At 65.3% G+C, this 16649-nt stretch carries 16 protein-coding genes; 2 read left to right on the top strand and 14 right to left on the bottom strand.

All coding sequences use genetic code 11. The features are described from left to right. Window positions 1-9: 9 nt before the first annotated feature. From DUGA2_RS01150 to DUGA2_RS01130, 5 genes are read right to left on the bottom strand one after another with little or no spacing between them, the layout of a single operon-like run. The gene (locus DUGA2_RS01150) at window positions 10-909 is read right to left on the bottom strand and encodes a copper resistance D family protein (RefSeq protein ID WP_070266702.1); all 900 of its coding nucleotides are present in this window, start codon (window positions 907-909) and stop codon (window positions 10-12) included. Continuing rightward, entirely contained in the window at window positions 909-1292 is a 384-nt protein-coding gene (locus tag DUGA2_RS01145) for a copper resistance protein CopC (protein WP_070266701.1), read from the bottom strand. The genes DUGA2_RS01150 and DUGA2_RS01145 overlap by 1 nt, the downstream gene beginning before the upstream one ends. A gap of 11 nt (window positions 1293-1303) precedes the next feature. Further along, window positions 1304-2695: a multicopper oxidase family protein gene (locus DUGA2_RS01140; protein ID WP_070266700.1), complete on the bottom strand. Its 1392-nt coding sequence runs from the start codon at window positions 2693-2695 to the stop codon at window positions 1304-1306. Continuing rightward, the gene (locus DUGA2_RS01135) at window positions 2692-4050 is read right to left on the bottom strand and encodes a TolC family protein (RefSeq protein WP_070266699.1); all 1359 of its coding nucleotides are present in this window, start codon (window positions 4048-4050) and stop codon (window positions 2692-2694) included. Before DUGA2_RS01135 ends, DUGA2_RS01140 begins: the two co-directional genes overlap by 4 nt. A 1-nt stretch (window position 4051) precedes the next feature. Continuing rightward, entirely contained in the window at window positions 4052-4378 is a 327-nt protein-coding gene (locus DUGA2_RS01130; protein WP_070266698.1) for a hypothetical protein, read from the bottom strand. Window positions 4379-4860: 482 nt separating this feature from the next. On the opposite strand from DUGA2_RS01130, the gene DUGA2_RS01125 reads away from it, so the two are divergent. Continuing rightward, window positions 4861-7014 carry a patatin-like phospholipase family protein gene (locus tag DUGA2_RS01125; protein ID WP_229214559.1) on the top strand — a complete coding sequence of 718 codons (2154 nt, stop codon included), beginning with the start codon at window positions 4861-4863 and terminating at the stop codon, window positions 7012-7014. On the opposite strand, the gene DUGA2_RS01120 is transcribed toward DUGA2_RS01125, so the two are convergent. The 5 genes from DUGA2_RS01120 to DUGA2_RS01100 are packed head-to-tail and all read right to left on the bottom strand — an operon-like array spanning window position 6988 to window position 10693. After that, window positions 6988-7461 (bottom strand): GNAT family N-acetyltransferase, encoded by a 474-nt coding sequence (locus DUGA2_RS01120; protein WP_070266696.1) that lies wholly within the window; start codon window positions 7459-7461, stop codon window positions 6988-6990. The two genes, DUGA2_RS01125 and DUGA2_RS01120, sit on opposite strands and share 27 nt — an antisense overlap. Beyond that, complete coding sequence (locus DUGA2_RS01115; RefSeq protein WP_008448473.1) at window positions 7461-7748, bottom strand: hypothetical protein; 288 nt, start codon at window positions 7746-7748, stop codon at window positions 7461-7463. Before DUGA2_RS01115 ends, DUGA2_RS01120 begins: the two co-directional genes overlap by 1 nt. Before the next feature lie 23 nt (window positions 7749-7771). After that, window positions 7772-8548, bottom strand: coding sequence for an enoyl-ACP reductase FabI (gene fabI, locus DUGA2_RS01110; RefSeq protein WP_070266695.1), 777 nt, complete (start codon window positions 8546-8548; stop codon window positions 7772-7774). Then, window positions 8545-9738 (bottom strand): acetate/propionate family kinase, encoded by a 1194-nt coding sequence (locus DUGA2_RS01105; RefSeq protein ID WP_070266694.1) that lies wholly within the window; start codon window positions 9736-9738, stop codon window positions 8545-8547. Before DUGA2_RS01105 ends, fabI begins: the two co-directional genes overlap by 4 nt. 4 nt (window positions 9739-9742) lie before the next feature. After that, the gene (locus DUGA2_RS01100; RefSeq protein WP_083296154.1) at window positions 9743-10693 is read right to left on the bottom strand and encodes a phosphate acetyltransferase; all 951 of its coding nucleotides are present in this window, start codon (window positions 10691-10693) and stop codon (window positions 9743-9745) included. Between the two features lie 165 nt (window positions 10694-10858). Here DUGA2_RS01100 and DUGA2_RS01095 point away from each other — a divergent pair, with 165 nt between their 5' ends. Next, on the top strand, window positions 10859-13771 hold the full coding sequence (locus DUGA2_RS01095) for a VIT domain-containing protein (protein ID WP_070266692.1): 2913 nt from the start codon (window positions 10859-10861) through the stop codon (window positions 13769-13771). On the opposite strand, the gene DUGA2_RS01090 is transcribed toward DUGA2_RS01095, so the two are convergent. From DUGA2_RS01090 to DUGA2_RS01075, 4 genes are all read right to left on the bottom strand, one after another. Then, a complete protein-coding gene (locus tag DUGA2_RS01090) occupies window positions 13764-14648 on the bottom strand; it encodes a hypothetical protein (protein WP_070266691.1) in 885 nt (294 codons plus the stop codon). The two genes, DUGA2_RS01095 and DUGA2_RS01090, sit on opposite strands and share 8 nt — an antisense overlap. Next, entirely contained in the window at window positions 14645-15199 is a 555-nt protein-coding gene (locus tag DUGA2_RS01085) for a sigma-70 family RNA polymerase sigma factor (RefSeq protein WP_083296153.1), read from the bottom strand. The genes DUGA2_RS01090 and DUGA2_RS01085 overlap by 4 nt, the downstream gene beginning before the upstream one ends. Window positions 15200-15293: 94 nt before the next feature. Further along, window positions 15294-15476 carry a hypothetical protein gene (locus tag DUGA2_RS01080; RefSeq protein WP_070266689.1) on the bottom strand — a complete coding sequence of 61 codons (183 nt, stop codon included), beginning with the start codon at window positions 15474-15476 and terminating at the stop codon, window positions 15294-15296. Continuing rightward, a complete protein-coding gene (locus DUGA2_RS01075; protein WP_070266688.1) occupies window positions 15473-16585 on the bottom strand; it encodes a PepSY domain-containing protein in 1113 nt (370 codons plus the stop codon). Before DUGA2_RS01075 ends, DUGA2_RS01080 begins: the two co-directional genes overlap by 4 nt. Window positions 16586-16649: the final 64 nt, after the last annotated feature.

Genomic DNA, 16649 nt, shown 5'->3' with positions numbered 1-16649 from the left:
CAGCCGCCGTCAGATGGCTGTCGGCGGCTGTTGGGATGTCAGGATGGCGGCGGCCAGTATGGCGCCGACCAGCAGAATGGTCTCTATCCTCAACGCCAGCCGCACCGCCGCGACGCCGGCCGGCGACCGCGACGCGGCCGGCAAACCGATAAATTTGTTGTAGCCGCCGATGCCGATGGCTGCCAGCACCAAGGCCACCTTGCTCAACAAGGTAATGCCATAAACGGTATAAATCAAATTGCCGGCACTGCCTACGCGGTGCCAGCCGCTGTAGATCCCCGTGATCGCGATGGCCGCCAGCGCCGCCGTTGCGGCATGCGACATCCAGTTCAGGTAGCGGTTCATGGCGTCCATCTCCCATCGCTCCTGCAATACCAGCAAGCCGGAAACCGCCACCACGCCCGCCCACACGGAGATGGCCGACAGATGGATGGACTCCGCAGCCATGCCTGGCGACCAAAGCCCCTGCTCGCCCGCGTGGCCCATCGACGAGCGGGTAACGGCGAACATGGCCATGCCCAGCAGGATAAGCACTTCGCCAACCGGCGGCAGGCGCGGGATGCAGCGCAACGCCAGCACCGCCGCCAGCGCCGCAATGGCGGTGCAGCCCGACCAGCCGTAGGCCGTACTTGTCGCCGTCGTCCAGAACATGCCGCAAGCTTCGCGCAGGCCGGTGCCGCCCATGACGGCGGTCGCCGCCAGCAGCGATAGCCCGCCGGCCGCGATGGCGACGCCCGCCGCCAACACGTCCAGCATGCGCATCCGCGCAACGAAAGCCGCCGGACGGCCCGCGCCAGCCGGTAGCCAGCGGCGCGCGCACCAGGAACCGGCCAGCCAGCTGAAGCAGCAGTTGAGCAGGAAAGCCGAGCCGGTTTGCAGCAGCCAGACGGCGTCGACGCCCGCTTCCACTATTTGACCGTGAAGGTGAACTCGCCCTTGCGGCGATGTCCATCAGGGCCGGCCACCGCCCAGGCTACCGTGTACGCGCCGGCGGGCAGCGGCGGCAAGACCAGCCGCAGGATCGCCGGATTGGCGTTGTCCACGGTGGCCTTGGCCTTGTCGGACAGGGCGCCGGCAGGCACTCGGCCGGCGGCACCGGTCAGCGTGATGCTGCTGAACGCCGGTTCGACCTTCTCGTTGAACATCAGCGCGATCTCTTTCGGCGATGAGTCCAGAACGGCGTTGGCCGCCGGGTTGGAACTCTTCAAGCTGGCGTGTGCCGTGGCGACGGGCGCGGACAACGTCGCCACCGCGACGACGGCAGCGGCCACCAAAGTATGCAAAGTCTTCATTTGTAGTCTCCTCAATGACCGCTATGGCCGCTTGGTTTGCGTACTGTGAGCTCCACGTCCGGCGGGTTCACCGCAGGCATGGACTGGCCACCGGCCGTGTACTTGCGCGCGGGTTCGGGCAAGGCGCCGGTCCACTCGTAGGCCAGCGTGCCCGGTGGATGCTTGTACCAGCCGGGGTCCGTGTAGTCGCCGCGCTTCTGCTCCTTGCGCACCTTGACCACGGTGAACATGCCGCCCATGTCCACGCCGCCAAACGGGCCCTCGCCTGTCATCATCGGCAGCGTGTTTTCCGGCAGCGCCATCTGCATGCCGCCCATGGCGCCGCCCTTGTCGCCCATGGTCATATACTCCGGCACGATCTTGTTGATCTTCTCGGCGATGCCGCGATGGTCCACGCCTATCATGGTCGGTACGTTGTGGCCCATGGCGTTCATCGTGTGGTGCGATTTGTGGCAGTGGAAGGCCCAGTCGCCAGGATCGGTGGCGACGAATTCAATCGCCCGCATCTGGCCGACGGCGACATCGGTCGTGACCTCCGGCCAGCGCGATGCCGGCGGCGTCCAACCGCCATCGGTGCCGGTGACGAAGAACTCGTGGCCGTGGATATGTATTGGATGATTGGTCATCGTCAGGTTGCCGACGCGGATGCGCACCTTGTCGCCCTGCCGCACGGGCATGGAATCGATGCCGGGGAAGACGCGGCTGTTGAAGGTCCACAGGTTAAAGTCCAGCATGGTGTTGGTCTTCGGCGTGTAGCTGCCCGGGTCTATGTCGTAGGCGTTCAGCAGGAACACGAAGTCGCGGTCCACCGCGAACTGCGTGTGATCCCTGGGGTGCGTGACCCAGAAGCCCATCATGCCCATCGCCATCTGCGTCATCTCGTCAGCATGCGGGTGGTACATGAAGGTGCCAGGACGCCTGGCGACGAATTCGTAGACGAAGGTTTTGCCCGGTGCGATGCCGGGCTGTGTCAGGCCGGTGACGCCGTCCATGCCGTTCGGCAGGCGCTGGCCGTGCCAGTGCACGCTGGTGTGCTCCGGCAGCTTGTTGGTGACGAAGATGCGCACGCGGTCGCCCTCCACCACTTCGATGGTCGGGCCGGGCGACTGGCCGTTGTAGCCCCACAGATTGGCCTTCATGCCGGGCGCCATTTCGCGCACTACCGGCTCGGCGATCAGGTGGAATTCCTTGACGCCGCTATTCATCCGCCACGGCAGCGACCAGCCGTTCAGCGTTACCACCGGGTTGAACGGACGGCCGTTGGACGGCAGCGGCGGCACGTGGGTGTCGGCGTTATCCATTGTCATAGCCTCCGGCAGCGTGGCCGCGCCGGCCTTGCTGACAGCGGCCGCGCTGACCGCGACGGCGCCCGCGCCCTTGAAGAAGTCTCTACGTGAAATCATGGGGTGGTCCTCGTTTCGTTGGCGCTGCCGCCGTTGACGGCGGTGTGCAGCCGGGTTTCGGCGATCCAGAAGTCGCGCTGTGTTTCGATGGCGGTGTTGACGCTGTTGAGCTGCTCTCGCGAGTCGGCCAGCAGCTCGAAGACGCTGGCCAGCATGCCGTTGTATCGCAGCAGTACCTCGTCCGAGATTTTTTTACGCAGCGGCACCACCTCGTCGCGGTAGTGGCGGGCGATGTCGTAGGTGGTGCGGTAGGACGAATACGCCTCGCGCACTTCCGAACGGGCCCGCACCGCCGTGTCGGTGGTGCGGTGTACGGACTGCATGTACTGCGCCTGCGCCCGCGCGACCTTGGCGCTGCCCCAGTCGAAGATCGGCAATTCGAACGAGACCTGGTAGCCGTTCTCGCGCGGCTTGCCGGTGCTGCTCTTGTTGGCGTAGCCGGCGTCGAACACGTTGATAAAGCCGGTGGCCTTGGTCAGGCCGAGAGCCTCGGCCGTGGCTTCGGTATCGCGGCGCGCGGCTTGCATGTCCAGGCGCTGCGTCAGCGCCTGCGCCTCAGCGTCGTTCATTTCCCGCGGTTGCGGCGGCAGGTCGGGCAGACGGTCCGGCAATGTGAAGTTTTGCTGCTCGCCCCAGAGGCCGAGAAGACGGATCAACTGCTCACGCGAGGCGGTCGCCTCGTGGCGGCTGCGGGCCAGCTGCGTCAACGCATCCTGGTAGAAGGCGCGTTCGCGGGCCTGATCCAGCTTGCTCCAGTTGCCCACCTTGGCCATTTTTTCCGCCAGCTCGGACGAAGCGTCTGCGGCCACGCGCACCTGCTCGGCGAAGGCCGCCGATTGGGCCGCCGCCACGGCGGTGAAATAGGCGCGGCGCGTATCCGCCGCCAGTTGAACCGCCTGGGCTGCGGCTTGCAGCTTGGCCTGTTCGAAGCGGCGGCCTTCAATACGCGAACGCGCCGGCAATGTCAGCAAGCCGGCGATATCGAACGTGACGCTGCGGTCGATTTCGGTTTCGCCGCCGCCGCGGATGCGGCCAAAACCCAGGCTGGGATTGCGCATGCGGCCGGATTGGACGAACTCCGCCTCCGTCACGCCCAGCTCCGCCAGCGAGGCCTTCAGCGCGGGGCTGTTCAGCAGCGCAATCTGCACTGCGGTTTCCGGGGTCAGCGGCTGCGCCAGCAGCGTGCCTACTTGCTGGCTGTTGTCCGCGTCGCGGGACAAGCTGGCCGGCTGGCCGATGCGCTCCTGCGTCAAACGGGAGACGTCGGCCAGGCCGCCATCGCTGGACAGGCTGGCGCAGCCAGCCAGCAGCATGGCGGACAGTCCTGCCGCAGCTGTCTTGGGTAATCGTGCCATGTTATTGGCCTTTCATGTGCTGGTGATGGCCCTTGTGCGGGTCGTCGCTGGTCTCGGCCTTCGGCGTCTCGGGCTGCATCTGCATCTGCGGCTGCATCTCCATCTGCATGGAGTGGCCGGGTTGCGCGGCAAGCTCGCGGTTCGCCTGCAGCCAGAGCTTGTCCGGCGTGATGGCGGGGGCCGGGGTGGGACGGATGTCGGCAAAAGCCGAACGGTATGCTGGCGGCGGCACCTTGGCATCCGCATCCGGCGCCTTGGGCGCGGATTGGGCGGATGCATAGGCAGGCGCGCAGGCTACTGCCAGCAGCAGTATGCGAAAGCGATTCATAGGATTCCTTGAAAATGGCGGATACGCGGGCAAGCCCGCAGCTTCGGCAAATCTCAGGAAAGGCGGGGCGGACGCTCCAGCGTGGCGGGGATATAGGCGGTCATCGCGGGTTCAGGCGCGCTCAATCCAGGGCCGGAAAACCCCGCAGGCAGCACGATGGCTGGCACGCCGGGCGGCGCCGAAGCGCCAACGCAACTGGCGCAATGACTGCATTTTCCATGCGCAGCCGACGCTGGCTCAGGCTTGTCCGGAGCGCAGTGCTCCGACCGCGCTTCCGTCTGCGTCGTCACCGTATGGCACGGAGTCAAGGCAACAGCCACCCCTTGCAGCGGCAGGGCTGTTATCAAAATCCAGAGCAGGAAGCGGATGAATGGACGCATAGTGGACAGAATCTTACACCTTCCCACGGAGGTAAGGTCAAGCGACTTTTGTGCTAGAGTCCTCGCATGCGAATAATTCCTGCGCTTATACTCTTGTGCTGCTTGAGCTGCCAGCTCGCCCATGCCGCTACGCGGCCCAAAATAGCCGTGGTGCTGTCGGGCGGCGGTGCTCGCGGCGGCGCCCATATCGGCGTGTTGAAGGTACTGGAGGAACTGCGGGTGCCGGTCGATATCATCGTCGGCACCAGCGCCGGCGCCATCGTCGGCGGGGCCTACGCCAGCGGCATGCCGTTGTCCGAGATCGAGCGCGAGATGCAGACGCTGAGCACCGCCAACCTGTTCCACGACGTCGCCCGCCGCGACCTCTCCATCGCCCGCAAGACCGACGATGCGGACAGCTTCGTCGGCCCGGAGATCGGCATCGGCCCCGGAGGCCTGTCGCTGCCGAAAGGCGCGGTATCCGGCGTGGCGCTCGAAGCGCTGCTGCGCCGCCTGACCGTGCGCCAGTCCGTTCCCGACTTCGACCAGCTGCCCATCCCCTTCCGCGCGATCGCCACGGACGTCAGCAGCGGCGAGATGGTGGTGCTGGAACACGGCAACCTGGCGCAGGCCATCCGCGCCAGCATGGCCATCCCCGCCGTGATCACGCCGGTGGAAATCGACGGCCAGTTGCTGGTCGACGGCGGCATCGCCCGCAACCTGCCGGTCGATGTGGCGCGCAAGATGGGCGCGGACATCATCATCGCCATCAATATCGGCACGCCGCTGCTCAAGCGCGACGAGATCAAATCGGTACTGTCGATGTCCGAACAGATGACGCGCATGCTCACCGCCAGCAACCTGCGTACGTCCCTGGCCGAGCTCAATCCGCAGATCGATGTGCTGATCACGCCCAACCTGGCGACCGTCGATGCCGGCAGCTTCGATCTGCTGAAGGAGGCCGCGGCCTACGGCGAGCAGGCCGGCCACCAGGCCGCGGACAGGTTGCAGCGCTACGCCGTATCGTCCGAGGACTATGCGGTGCTGAGTGCGCGCCGCCGTCACGCCCAGTCGCCGCAGGGCGTGCTGCTGTCGTCGGTGCGCATCGACGGCACGCAGCGGGTGCCGGAGGAATCCCTGCGCGGCATCATGGAGACCCAGCCCGGAGGCAAGTTCGACGCCGCCAGGGCCGAGCGCGACATGCGGCGCCTGTTCGGGCGCGGCGACTTCGAACACGTCAGCTATACGCTTACGCCGCTGCCGGATGGCCGCCACGAGCTGACCACCACCGTCAATGAAAAATCCTGGGGGCCGCAATACCTGCGCCTGGGCCTGGGCGTATCGACCGACTTCGAAGGCGATTCCTTCTTCACGCTGCGCGCCATGCACCGCTGGACGTGGCTCAACGCGCTGGGAGCGGAGTGGCGCAACGACCTGGAGATCGGCCACACCGATCGCCTCAGCACCGAATGGCTGCAACCACTGACGCCGGCGCAGCGCCTGTTCGCCAGCGCCTCGCTCTCGGGCGAGCGCACGCCGCTGGACATCTACTCCAGGGGCAGCCGGCTGGCGCGCTACCGCTACGAGTCGATCACTGCGGGCCTGGACCTCGGCGTGCCGCTGGCCGAATGGGGCGAGGCGCGCATCGGCGTTTCGCGCGGCCACGTCAATCTGCTGCTGGACACCAGCTTCGTGCCGCCGTCGGACCTGTTCCCCAGAGCGCGCACGGGCGGCATGCAACTGCGCCTGCGGGCCGATACCCTGGACAACCGCTCCTTCCCGCGCTCGGGCGCGGAGGCGGACCTGCGGGTATTCGCTTCACGCACCGCCTTGGGTGCGGACACCAGCTACAACAAGCTCTCCTTCTCCGCGCAGACGGCGCTGGCGACCGGCCCGCACTCGCTGCAAGGGGCATTGGAAGTTCAGCACAAACTGGGAGGGAACGCCCTGCCGGACCACGAGATCCTGTCCTTCGGCGGCTTCCTGCGCATGTCCGGCTATCGCACCGGCGAATTGGTCGGCAACAGCCTGCACTTCGGCCGCCTGGTCTACAACTACCGCATCTCGGCGCCCGGCCTGCTGGATGGGGCCTACGTCGGCGCATCGGCGGAGCTGGGCCGCGTCGGCAACACCATCGATTCGCTGAACGGCGAGCAGACAGTGCGCAGCAATGCGCTGTACATCGCCATCGATACGCCTCTGGGGCCGCTCTACTTCGGCGCCGGCCGCGCTTCCCGCAACCAGACCGCGCTATACCTGCTGATCGGGAAGCCGTGACGGGATGATCTCGGCGATCATCTCGCCTGAGTCATCGATGCCGCATTCGCGGAAGCCGAAGCTGCGGTAGAACTCGCGCGCCACGGCGTTGTCCGGCTTGTAGTAGATGATGATGCGGTTGACGTCCGGCTTGTCATGCAGCTCATCGAGCAGCAGCGCCATGGCTTTGCGGCCTATGCCTTTGCCCTGCTGCGGAAAATCGACCATGAAGCGGTAGATGCCATACAGGCCGTCGACGTCTTCGGCACGCACGTCGTACAGCAGGAAGCCGGCAGGCTCGCCGTCGCAGTAAATCCCGCGCGTGACGAAATCGTCGTAGAACCTGGACTGGGCGATGGAATACGCATTGCTGTCCAGGTAGTCGCGCTGATGCTCCGGCAGCTCCATGTCCATGAAGCTCTCAAAATTGTCTACGGTGATGTCCTGCAGTGTGACGCTTGATGCCATTAGTTGAAGTCCAGTCGTTCGTGAGGTTCGAGGTCATGATACACGTCCTCCTGGTGCAGCGGAATGTAGAACTTGAGCGCTTTGCCGCGATGGAAAACGCCGCGCAGCTGGTTGCAGACGCCCCATACCCGTTCGTAGGAATCGGCCACGTCGATCAGCGCCCATGGGTTGTCGTCCATCCCCTCGCGCACCATGTTGACGTGGGTGACGTGGAAGAAGCGCGCCAGGCCTTCGGCGACACTGGTTTCGGTAGCATCGCCATGCAGGCCGGATAAGATGATTTGCATCTGCCGCTCCTTTCTGGTCGCCGTCAGGCGATGATATTCAGGCCGCCGTCAACATACACTGTGCTGCCAGTCAAACGATGCGCATACGGCGAGGCCAGATAGGCGCAGGTATTGCCGACATCGAGAATATCCACCAACTGCCCCAGCGGCGCTCGCGCCACCGCATCCCCGAGCAGCAGTTCAAAGTCTTTCAGGCCGGAGGCGGCCCGCGTTTGCAGCGGCCCCGGCGAAATCGCGTGGACCCGAATGCCCCGATGTCCCAGCTCGTAGGCCAGGTAGCGGCACGACGCTTCCAGCGCGGCCTTCACCGGGCCCATGACGTTGTAGTTCGGGACCACCTTCTCGGCGCCGTGATAGCTCATGGCAAACATGCTGCCGCCGTCCGTCATCAGCGGCGCCGCCAGCTTGGCCATGCGGACGAAGGAGTGGCAGGATACATCCATCGCCTGCAGGAAGCCGTCGAGCGAGCAGTCCAGCAGCCCGCCCTGCAGATCCGCCTTCGGCGCGTAGGCTATCGAGTGCACCAGGATATCGAGCTTGCCATGCCCGGACAGCGCCGTGAACACAGCTTCCAGTTGTCCTGGCTGCGTAACGTCCAGCGGCAGCAACTGCGCGTCGATTTCGGCGGCCAGCGGCGCCACGTGCGGCAAGGCTTTCTCGTTCAGATAAGTGAGCACGACTTCCGCACCGAGCTTGCGGAAAGCCAGCGCACAGCCCCACGCGATCGAATGCTCGTTGGCGACGCCGACGACCAGCGCCCGCTTGCCGGTCAAAATGGGATATACCGTTTCCGTATTCATGCTTGCTCCAGCAAGGTCAATGTGTGGCGGGCGATCATCAGTTCTTCGTTGGCCGGAACCACCCACACCGGCACCTTGCTGCCGGCGGCGCTGATGCGCGCGACGCCGCGCGGATTGGCGGCATTGGCGGCGGCGTCCAGTTCCACGCCCAGCCAGGCGGCGTCGCGGCAGACGGCCGCGCGCAAGGCGACGCTGTTCTCGCCTATGCCGCCGGAGAACACCAGCGCATCCAGTCCGCCCAGCGCCGCCGCCAAGGAACCCAGTTCGCGGCCGATGCGGTACACCATCAGATCGATGGCCGCCCGGGCGCGCGGATCGTCGCTTTGCTCCAGTGTGCGCATGTCCGACGAAATGCCGGAAACGCCGAGCAGGCCGGACTCCTGGTACAGCAGCTTCTGCACCGCGCCCACGTCCATGCCCAGTTCATCGATCAGGTAGAGCACCACGCCGGGATCGAGCGCGCCGCAGCGGGTGCCCATCGGCAGGCCATCGACGGCGGTAAAGCCCATCGAGCTGGCGACGCTGCGCCCGGACGCCATGGCGCACATGCTGGCGCCGTTGCCCAGGTGCGCGGCCACCACCTTGGCGCCCGCCAGCGACGGATCGGCCTCCGGCAGGCGGCTGGCGATATATTCGTACGACAGGCCGTGGAAACCGTAGCGCCGCACGCCCTGCTCCGTGATCCGCGCCGGCAGCGCGAACGCCTGCGCCTGCGCCGGCTGGCCGACGTGGAAGGCGGTGTCGAAGCAGCCCATCTGCGGCACATCCGGCGCCATCGCCATCACCGCGCGCACGGGCGCCAGGTTGTGCGGCAGATGCAGCGGCGCCAGCGGGATCAGTTTTTCCAGCGCCTCCAGCACCTTCACGTCCAGCCGCTGCGGCCCGCTGTAGGCCACGCCGCCGTGGACGATGCGATGGCCGACGGCCACCACGCGGTGGCCGTCCAGGTGCGTTTGAGCGAAGTCGATCAGAAAGCGCATGCCGGCTTCGTGGTCCAGTGGCGCGGCTGGCCAGCTGCGCTCACCGATGGACTGACCTTGCGCGTCCTGCGCGCTGAAACGCGTGACCCCGCTATACAGGTTTTCGATCTTGCCCTTGAATGTCAGCGCCAGCGCGGCGCCGCTGAACAAGGAAAACTTGATGCTCGACGAGCCGGCGTTGATGACGACGATGCTATCGTTGGGTGCCATGCGGTCAGCCTCCCAGGATGCGTTTGCCGGCCAGTTTGCTGTGCGCCACCAGCACCGCCACGGCGCAGGAAGCCAGGCGCGCGGCCACGGAATCGGCACGGCTGGTCAGGATGATCGGCACGCGGGCGCCGAGCACGATGCCGGCCGCCGCCGCGCCGGCCATGAAGGTCAGGCTCTTGGCGAGCATATTTCCCGCCTCCAGATCCGGCGCCACGAGTACGTTCGCCCTGCCCGCAACCGGCGACACCAGGTGCTTGATCTCGGCCGCTTCGGGGTCGATGGCGTTGTCCATCGCCAGCGGGCCGTCGAGGATGCCGCCGGTGATCTGGCCACGGTCCGCCATTTTGCACAGCGCCGCCGCATCTATGGTGGACGGCATCTTGGCGCTGACCGTCTCCACGGCCGCCAGTATTGCCACCTTCACCGGATCGAACTTGAGCACGTGCGCAAGGTCGATGGCGTTCTGGATGATATCGACCTTGTCCTCCAGCGTGGGATTGATGTTGACCGCGGCGTCGGTGATGATCAGCGGCTCGCCGCGGCCCGGCACGTCCATCACGAAGCAGTGACTGAGGCGGCGCCCTGTGCGCAAGCCCGTATCGCCGGCCACCACGGCGCCCATTAATTCATCGGTGTGCAAGCTGCCCTTCATCAGCACCGCAGCCTGGCCTTCGCGTATCAGCTCCACCGCGCGGAACGCCGAGGCGTGACTGTGCTCGGTATCGACCAGCGGCAGCGCCGAAATATCCAGTTTCGCCTCCTGCGCCGCCTGGCGGATGCGCGCCTGCGGGCCAACCAGGATGGGAAGGATCAATCCCATGCTGGCCGCATCCAGCGCGGCCTCCAGCGCATGGCGATCGCAGGCATGCGCCACGGCGACCTTCACAGGGCCGACTTTGCGCGCTGCGGCAATCAGGATTTCGTAGTACGGGTGCGGCGTGTTCATGGCAGTCATCTACTCTCCTCAGCTGTAAGCCTGGGAAATGATAGCAACAAATACAAATAAAGCAATTGAATATTGCTGCGGTGCCGCATACATTTTTTTGGTCCTGTTTAACCCCGTCCGCCGCGCTGCGCCGTTACATGTAGGACGCCGGGCTTTTCCGGCAAAGGAGATGTCATGTTGCGCCCACTGTTTGCGGTTTTCTTATTGAGTGTATCGATGATGGCGCAGGCGCGTACGCCACTGCCGCCCATCATGCCGCCACAGCTGATCGTCCCGCGAGCGCAGACGCCGGTGCGCCTGCAAAGCCTGCATATCACCGCCGACATCAACGGTGGCCTCGCGCAGACCACGGTGGAGATGGTGTTCTACAATCCCAACGCGGTGCAGCTGGAGGGCGAGCTGCAATTCCCGCTGCTGCCCGGACAGCGCGTGACCGCTTTCGCGCTCGATATCGACGGCGCGCTGCGGCCAGCCGTGCCGGTCGACAAAGCCAAGGGCCGCCTGATCTTCGAGCAGGTCGAACGCACCCGCGTCGATCCTGCGCTACTGGAAGCCACGCAGGGGAACAACTTCAAGCTGCGGGTCTATCCGATCCCGCCGCACGGCACACGCACGGTGCAGCTGAAATATGCGGAACCACTGCCTCGCCTCGATGCGCAACGCCTGTATCGCCTGCCGCTGGCCTACGGTGCGGGCGTCGACGAATTTGACCTGGCGCTGAATGTTCATGGTGCGGCCGCACCGCCACAAGCGCGCGGTGCGCTGGGCAGCGTGCAGTTCGAACGGCAGCAGGACGGCTATCGCGCCCGCATCGCCAGGACCAGCTTCCGCGCCGACGGTACGCTGGAACTGGCGCTGCCCACCACGGAGCAGCCGCAGACCTTTGTGCAGGAGTTCGACGGTGACACCTTCTTCCTGAGCGAGATCGCCGTCACCGGCGATAACTCGCATCCGGTACGCCCGCCGCCTGCCGTACTGGGACTGTTGTGGGACAGTTCAGGTTCAGGCGCGCAACGCCAGACCGATGCCGAACTGGCCGTGCTGGATCAGTACTTCAGGACAGTGCGCAATGTGGACGTACGCCTGTTCCGCCTGCGCGACCGCGCCGAGGCCAGCCAGCGGTTCCGCGTCGTCAACGGCAACTGGAGCGCTTTGCGGGCAGCGCTGACCGCCACCGCCTACGATGGCGCCAGCGCCCTGGGCGCGTGGAAGCCGGAGGCGGACGTCAGCGAGTATCTATTGGTCAGCGACGGGCTGTCCAATTATGGTGATGCGCCCTTCCCGGCACTGGCTAAGGGGCAGCGTCTGTATGCTTTGAACTCTGCGCTGGTGTCGGATAGCGCGCGGCTGTCCGCACTGGCGGAGCGCAACGGCGGCCGGCTGGTCCAGTTGCAGGCGGGCCAGCCGGCGCAGGCTGCACAGGCCTTGCTGGCCGATGAACTGCAATTGAGCGACATCTCTGCGAGCGGCGCCAAGGACATCTCATTCGAGGCTCGCGAGCCGCAGGACGGCATGCTGCGCGTCGCCGGCCGCCTGACGCAAGCCTCGGCCGAGCTGACGCTGACCTTGGCGCAGCAGGGCAAGAGCCGCACGATCACGGTCCCTGTCAGCGGGAACGCGCCCTTTCATCCACTGGCCGCCGGCATGTGGGCCAGCTACCGCCTGCATGCGCTGGAAGCGGACTACGATTTGAAACGCGGCGAAATCCGCCGCCTGGGCCAGCGCTTCGGCATGCCGACCCGCGAGACCTCGCTGCTGGTGCTGGACAGGCTGGAAGACTATCTGCGCTATGACATCGAACCGCCTGCGGCCTACAAGGAAGCCTACGCCAAGCTCAAACAGAGCCGCTGGACGCAGCGGCGCCTCATCGCCACGCAGCACAGCGACCAGATCGTGCGCGAGTTCGAGCAGAAAATCGCATGGTGGGAAAAGAGCTATCCCAAGTCCGCCCGGACCAAGCAGGCAGACCTCAAGCCCATGGACGATCCGCAAGTGGAAGCCGCTCCCGTACTGATGGACGCTGCGCGCACGCTGTCCGCGCCGGTTGCGTCGCCACGCGCCATGGGCTCACCACCGCCGCCAGCCCCGGCCCCGGCGCCCGCCGCCTACGGCCGCGCCGATCTGCGCAGGTCCGAGTCGGCCGCAAAACCATACCCGGCGCAGGGCAACGAGACACCGAATGCCGGCATCCAGCTCAAGAAATGGTCGCCGAACGAACCATACCGGGCGCGCATGAAAGCCGCCAAGGGCGCGGACCTGTATGCCGTGTACCTGGACGAGAAGCCCAACTACACCAACAGCAGCGCCTTCTTCCTGGACAGCGCGGACATGCTGCTGGAGCAAGGGCAGCGCGACCTGGCCTTGCGCGTGTTGTCGAATCTGGCGGAGATGGATCTGGAAAACCGCCAGGTCTTGCGGATACTGGGCTACCGCTTGCTGCAAGCGGGGGAACCTGCGTTGGCTATCCCTGTCTTCAAGCAGGTACTGCGCCTGGCCGAGGAAGAGCCGCAATCGTATCGCGACCTGGGCCTGGCATATGCCGCCGCCGGGCAGGTGCAGCCTGCCGTCGACCAGTTGGCCGAGGTGTTGAACCAGCCATGGGATGCGCGCTTCGCGGAGATCGAGCTGGTGACGCTGGCCGAGTTGAATGCCATCGTCGCCAAGGCCGCCGTCAAGCCGGACACCAGCCGTGTCGATCCGCGCCTGCTGCGCAACCTGCCGTTGGCCTTGCGCGCGGTGCTGACCTGGGACGCGGACAATACCGACATCGATCTGTGGATCACCGATCCGAATGGCGAGAAGTGCTATTACGCCAATCGCTACACCTACCAGGGCGGGCGCATGTCGCGTGACTTCACCGGCGGGTATGGTCCGGAAGAGTTTTCGCTGCGTGTGGCCAAGCCTGGCAAATACCGGGTGGAGGTGAATTCATTCGGCCACCGCCAGCAGATCGTGGCGGGAGCAACCACCGTGCAGCTGCGCTTGAGCACAGGCTTCGGTACGGCCAAACAGCGCGATCAGATGGTGACGCTACGGCTGCGCGATACCGGCAGCACGGCGCTGGTGGGAGAGTTCGAGGTCAATTGACGGTTTCGAGTTGTCGCTGGAGTTCTGGCGACACTTCGACGTCGGGATAGCGCATGCGGAACTTGAGCCATTCCGCATGCGCTTCTTTCGTTTGCCCGGCCTTCAGCATTTCCGCCATGCGGGCCAGCCATGCGGGTGCCGACAACGCCGCGGATACGGACATCACTTCAGGCCCAGGCAGAGCCGCATGCGCAGGGACGGGAGCGCGTGCAAGCACCGGCGCTGGCGCGGAAAAAGACAGGGATGACTCCGGCGGCGCCGGCGGCGGAGCGGAGCGCATCGCCAGCGACGGTACGGGCGCGATGTCCGCCATCGGCGCAGGCTCCGCCAATGGCGGCATGGAGGCGGCAGGCTTCGCAGCGCGAACGGGGGCCGAAGCGACAGATAGCCTCGGCGGAGGCGGAGGCGGCTTTGGCGCCTGTGCCGGTACCGGCGCCGCCGCTGGTTCGGCGATGGCCACGGTTGTCTCAGCCACGTCCCGATTCGGCGCTACCTCCGCCATTTTCGCAGCAGGTGGCGCGGATTCCTGAACAACGCCGTCCTGCCGAACCCCAGGCTCAAACGCCTGTGGCATCAAACCGCGGACCATGAACAAAGCCAGCACCACGCTGGCCGCAAGCCCCAACGGCACCCGCGCACGCCGCAGGTAATGCCGCGCAGGCGGAGCTACCGGCGCCCCGCCATGCACCGCATCGTTGGCGGACGCACCCGCCCGCGCACCGTCACCCAGGTCGGCGGCAGCCCGCGCCAGGATAGCGGCAGACAAAGCCTCCGGCACCGGCGGTTGCGGCAGCCTTTGCAGCTGACGCGCCAAATCCCCCTCCCCCTTGAGGAAGTCTTCGAACGCCGCATCGTCAGTGTGATCTTGTGGATTCATGCTCTCGCCTCTTCGGCCGCCGGCGCCAATTCCTGGCGCAGTTTGCGCATCGCATAACGCAGACGGCTCTTCACCGTCTCCACCGGCGCCGCCACCAGCTCCGCGATCTCTTCCAGGCTCATACCGTTAAATTGCTGCAGCACCAGCGCTTCGCGCTGATCGACAGGCAGTTGCCGTATCATCGCATGCAAATGGCTGGCCTGCTGCTTGCGTTCCAACTCTCCGTCCGGAGCCAGTCCGTCGTGCGCCCCATCGGCGACATGCTCGAACCAGTCGTCCTCCCCGCCATCGCTGGCCAGCAGCAGATGTTCATTCAAGCGTATCAGGTCGATCAAACGGTTGCGCGCGATTTGAAAAAGATAGGTGCGGAAGCTGGCGCCCGGCTCATACCGCGCGCGGGCCTGGTGAAGATTGGCCCAGCTGTCCTGCATGATGTCATTGACCCACTCACGCCGTGGCGAACGCCACGTCAGAAACAGATACAAGCCCTGGCTATGGCGCCGATACAGTTCCGCGAACGCAGCCAGATCGCCATCGCGATAGCTGAGCATGAGAACTTCATCGGATCGTGGGGCGGACATGCCACCATGATAACGCAAGCCCCGCGCATCGCAGGCCTGTCTGTTGTTACAAATTATTGCCGCGTCATGAGGTCCGGGCGCGCCGGCGCAGCCCGTGCCAGGCGCCGATCAGCACCGGAATGGCCAACGCGACGGCGGACGCCAGGTCCCATAAGCCGTCGCCAACCAGCGCGCAAACCAGGCCGGCGGTGGTCAACACGGCCAACAGGATCGGTGCGCCCCACAGGCGCATGAACGGGCTTTTCATAGTGCGGCTCCCGCAGGTTTTGCGCTGACGCCGCGCTTAAGCCACAGATATAGGCCGCTCCCCAGCACGATGATGGTGGCCACGTCCAGCAAGGCCCATAGCAGCTGCATCCATCCGCCGCCGTAGTCGCCGAAGTGCAGCGGCTGCGAAATCAGCAGCACCGTCAGATACCAGGGCAGCGCGCGGCGGTCCGTGACGGCAGTGGTTTGCGCATCGATCAGCACAGGCTTGTACAGGCGCGAAGTCAGCGCCGTATCGCCGCGCATGAAGACGCCGTAGTGATGCGGGCTCGCGAACGGCGTCCCCGGGAAAGCGACGAAGCCGATCTTCATGCCCGGCTCCGCGGCGACGGCGTTGGCCAGCGACTTCTGCATCGATCCCAGCACCGCCGGCGGCGACTGCCCTTTGTACGGCGCGATCATTTCCGCCATCTCGGTGAACTGCCAGTACTTCAACAGCAGATCGGCCCAGGTGTTGATCATGCCGGTGGCGCCGACCACCAGCGCCCATGTCAGCGTGACGATGCCCAGCAGGTTGTGCAGGTCCAGCCACTTCACGCGCGGACCGCGCTCGCGCCGCACTTCGCCGAAATCGAGCTTGCGCATGAAGGGCGCATACAGCACCACGCCGGAGATGATGGCGATCACCAGCAACAGCCCCATCAAACCGAGGAACAGCTTGCCCCACAAGCCCGCGTACAGGTCCACGTGCAGATGGAACATCACACCGATAAAGCTGTCCTCAAAGCTGGGCTGCGCCAGCACCTTGGCCGTGCGGGCGTCGACGGCGACGGACTTGTAGCCCTCATCGGTAGGATTGTCGCCCAGCGTCAGGTTCCAGATGTCCGGTTCGTCCGCCTCCTGCGACATGTACATCATCATTTTGCCGGGGTACAGGGCTTTGCCGGCCGCGATCACCGTGTCCAGGTCGGCCTTCGGCGTGGCGGGCGACATCTGCGGCGCTTCGATGCCGTTGCCAAGAAGATGATCGATCTCGTGGTGATAGATGAGCGGCAGGCCGGTCAGGCAAAGCAGCAGCATGAATACGGTGCAGACCAGGCTGCTCCATTTGTGTATCCACGCCCAGCGGCGGACAGTAATCGGTGTCATTTTGAAATCAATTCAGTACTAGAACTACAATGATAATGCAAATCACTCTCATTTAGTGGCGATA

Origin of the sequence: Duganella sp. HH101 (assembly GCF_001758795.1) — a bacterium.
GTDB lineage: Bacteria > Pseudomonadota > Gammaproteobacteria > Burkholderiales > Burkholderiaceae_D > Rugamonas > Rugamonas rivuli.
Note: the sequence above shows the minus strand (reverse complement) of the source record. Positions and strands in the feature narration are given on the sequence as shown.